The following is a 3,779-nucleotide window of genomic DNA, read 5'->3' on the forward strand; positions in this document are numbered from 1 at the left end:
GGACGAGGATGACGTCGGGACGGGGGCGGGGCGTGCGGATTCCCGGGCCGGCCAGTCCCACCGTGCGGGCATCGGGCCCGGCCGGCAGGTACCGGGCGACAGCGTGGCCGAGCAGCTCGGTGACGGGGCCGGCGGGAAGGATCACGGGGCGGTCCTCGACGGCTGCCACGAGGTGGGCCAGCGCGACCCCGAGCGCCGCCTCCCAGCGACGACTCCACGACCCGTCAGGTTCGACGGGTGGGACGCGGTGTTCGGTACGCTCCAGGTCGTCCCAGTCGGGAGGTGGACCGGCGGGAAGCCCCGAGGGACGGCGTACGACCGCGCCGGGCTCCAGCCACACCGTCTGCCACAGTCCGCAGTCGTCCATGCGGGTCGCCACGGCCCGCCCGCACCCCTCACAAGCCAGGTTGGGGCCGGCCCGGCCGTCCACACCTCGGCAGTAGCCCTCGCACTTCTCGGGTATCAGGGCCATGGACCGGGAGTCGCCGGGAGCGAGGACGATTCTGTTCCGCGCGCCGAAGGAGACGGAGTACACCGGCGCGTACACGCCCTGCCGGGCAGCCGCATCCTCTCCGACCTCCTCCCACAACCGCCACGGCGGTCCGGTGGGCCGGGGGTCGACGGCATACGTCGCGGGCTCCATCAGCGGAGGATGAAGCTCCTCCCATCCCCCGTGATGGGCGTGGACCGGGAGGGCCACTCGGGACACCGGCGCCGTCAGCTCCGTGCCGCACCCGGCACACGCAAACACGTCCAAACAAGCTCCCCCTCGCCCCGATTCTCCGGGAATTGTGCCTCGCCTACGGCGAAGGACCCACCCGATATTTTGAGGTAGGGCCGGTGGGCCGCGCCTACGTCGCCACATCAAGCCGCCGCCGTCCGCATCGCGTGTCGTGCACCGCAGCGTCCCAGAGCAGAGGCACTGACCACGACATACGTAAGGTCGCCTACCGCTCGTCCTTCGAGATGCCCGACAGAAGCGGCGTGGGCCAGGCACGAGCCCAGCCCTTCTGAGGAATCACGCCGTCCGCGACTTCCGTCGCCGACGGCGCCGCCTTGCCGGCGGCCTGCCGGTCGGACTGCCCGATCACGTGATCCGCGACGTTGTGGACCACCACCAGAACGGCCCCCACAGCCCCCAATGTCGCCGGCTCCGCGACCTGCTCGATGCTCGTCACCGGGCACCCTCAGCAGCGGTCATGGTGCGTTGCCCTCGCCCAAACCCGGGGTCGACCACCCAGAGTTCCCTGGCCGATGCTGCCATAGAGACTTTCGATTTCGACTCCGAGTCGCCCTTCTCGACGACCACGCACCACGAACCGCTGCGGGAGCGATAAGTCCTACGGGAGTTGGTGCAGAGTATCGAGGAGGTCACGCGGTAGCGCGTGGCCTCCTCGAACGGTTCGCGGCGGCGGAACGTCCCCGGGGGCGGCACCGTCCTGGAGACCACGGGCCGACGCGGATCGTTCCCGCGTGGCACGCCGTGGCCCGCCAACGGTCCGGGAACACGTCAAGGGCGGTGCCCCAACCCGGCCGCCCCGGTGACGGCCTCCCACCGGTCGGCCTGTGCCGCGCGTCCCCACTTGGCCCTCGTACCGCGCCGGCTGCCGCGGATGCCCCCGACGCCGGTGCGGCGTGCCAGCCCAGGTCTGCGGGAAGCCCGCGACCGCGCCGTGCCGGTCAGCCGGTTCGGCCGATCGTGCGACGTGGCCGAGGCGTCCGCGTCCTTCCGACCCCGTCGGCTCAGGCCGACTGCCCCCGCGTCCCCGACCGTGTGTGTGGTCCGCAAGGTCAGGGCCGCGGGGGCCTTCATGTCAGGGACGCGGGGGTCGGGGGGCTCGCTTTACGGTCCCGGGCCCGTGGTCGGTCTCTTCGGACCATCGGGCGGCGAGTTCGCCGGCCTGCCGGGTCGCGGCGGCCACCGCGTCGGGACCGCCGCCCGCCCGCCCCGCCGCGTAGCCGACCAGGAAGGTCGTCAGCGGGGCGGCGGGCCGGGCGACGCCGTGCGCGGCATCACCGGCGAGGGCCAGGAGCAGGGCCCGGTCGACCTCGAGGTCGATGCCCAGATCGGCCTGCACGGCGGCCGTCCATTCCCTGAGTACCTCGTCCATGATCGTCCATCAGTCGTACGTGTGACCTGCGAGCGGGTTGGCGCGGTGGCCGGTCGCCCGGCCGGGGGCCGGGCGGGGCCGCGGCTCATACGGCTCGCCGGGAGCCGGCCGCCGACCGGGGGCGGCTCCCGGCCGCCGGGGTCGCCGCCGCCCGCCTGCGGTAGACGAGATAGGGCCGGGCGAGGTATCCGATCGGGGCGCTCCACACATGCACCAGCCGGGTGAAGGGCCAGGCGGCGAAGAGCAGGCAGGCGGTCAGGGCGTGCAGTTGGAACAGCAGCGGCGCGTCGGCGACGGCCTCCGGCTTCGGCTGGAGGACGAACAGACCGCGGAACCAGACGGAGACGGTTTCCCGGTAGTCGTAGCCGGACCCGAACACGTTGTGGGCCCCGGTGGCGCTGATGCCCAGCAGGACGGTGGCGGCCAGCAGGGGGAAGAGGAACTTGTCGCTGCGGTCGGTGGTGAGGCGGATCCGGCGGGTGAGCAGCCGGCGGGCGCACAGCATGCCCAGCCCGGTGACCATGGCGACGCCCGCCACCGACCCGGCCCACAGGGACGCGGTGTGGTAGGCGTGCTCGGAGACGCCGGCGGCCTCGGTCCACGAGTCGGGAACGGCGAGTCCCACGGCGTGTCCGGCGATCACCAGGAAGGCGCCCAGGTGGAACAGCGGGCTGCCCCAGCGCAGCCAGCGGTGCTCCAGCAGCTGGCTGGTGTGGGTGGTCCAACCGAACTGGTCCTGGCGGTAGCGCCAGACGTGCCCGACCGCGAACACGGCGAGGCAGACATAGGGGATGGCGACCCACAGCAGGAGGTCGGTGCCACTCGCCGAGGCGGCGGCCGACAGGGAAAGGGACGCGGCGTTCATCGGTTGCCTTCCACACGGGTGAGGGTCGGGTCGGCGGGCGGCACACGGGTCGGCGGAGCGGCCATCGGTGGCACGAACGTGCCCGGCGGGGCGAACTCCCCGTCCTCGTACGTCCCATAGGGGTCGAGGCCGACCTCCTCGTTCGGCGGGCCCTCGGCGGCGAGCCGGGACACCGCGGCGCGATCCGCTTCGGTGGGCGGTGGCAGCAAGGTGAGCAGCGCGGCCAGGACGTGCCGGTAGGGGGAGTCGGCGTCGGTCAGGGCGTGCTGGATGAGTTCCAGGCCGCGCCGGTGCTGCCGCAGTGGTGCCTCGCCGCCGCCGGGGCCCGTCAGGGCGGCGAACTCCAGCACGACCGGCAGGTGGTCGGGGAGTTCACCGCTGTCGGCGTCCCAGCCCGCGGCCCGGTACCGCTGGTTCAGGGTGAGCAGGGCCATGCCCCGGCGGCGGGTGTCGCCGTGCAGGTAGTAGGTCAGATGCAGGCTGCTCTTGCGCCGCAGGTCGAACATCTCGACGTAGTGCCGCTCGAGCGCCTGTGTCTCCTCGGCCGTGAACCAGGCGGTGAAGGCGGCCAGTTGCTCGGCGGCGGGCGAGGGCGGCAGCCCCTCGACGTGGGACCCCAGCACCGGTCGGGCGGCCGTGATCTCGCTGTCCGGATACTGCAGGAACAGCGAGCACAGCCGCAGCAGCAGGGCCCGGGCCCCGGCCCCCTCGGGTGTGCACGGGGCCGGGCGCCGTGCGGCCCGGACGCGGGCGCGTGTGGCGGTGGGGGTCGGTCCGGGCCGGGTGTACTCCCGGTCGACGTG

The 3,779-nt window shown here is 73.2% G+C and carries 3 protein-coding genes and 2 pseudogenes; all 5 read right to left on the reverse strand.

Annotated elements, in window-relative coordinates; translation table 11 throughout:
• Nucleotides 1–643, reverse strand: a pseudogene (locus E4099_RS30230) (hypothetical protein); the annotation flags it as partial.
• A 304-nt stretch (nucleotides 644–947) separates the two neighbouring features.
• Nucleotides 948–1,178, reverse strand: coding sequence for a hypothetical protein (locus E4099_RS30235; protein ID WP_135342298.1), 231 nt, complete (start codon nucleotides 1,176–1,178; stop codon nucleotides 948–950).
• A 636-nt stretch (nucleotides 1,179–1,814) separates the two neighbouring features.
• Nucleotides 1,815–2,102: pseudogene (locus E4099_RS30240) on the reverse strand (DUF6457 domain-containing protein); the annotation flags it as partial.
• Nucleotides 2,103–2,196: 94 nt separating this feature from the next.
• A complete protein-coding gene (narI, locus tag E4099_RS30245; protein WP_135342299.1) occupies nucleotides 2,197–2,976 on the reverse strand; it encodes a respiratory nitrate reductase subunit gamma in 780 nt (259 codons plus the stop codon).
• On the reverse strand, nucleotides 2,973–3,779 hold an 807-nt coding region (gene narJ, locus E4099_RS30250), incomplete at its 5' end, for a nitrate reductase molybdenum cofactor assembly chaperone (protein WP_245245313.1). The genes narJ and narI, both read right to left, overlap by 4 nt.

This window comes from Streptomyces palmae (genome assembly GCF_004684805.1).
Taxonomy (GTDB): domain Bacteria; phylum Actinomycetota; class Actinomycetes; order Streptomycetales; family Streptomycetaceae; genus Streptomyces; species Streptomyces palmae.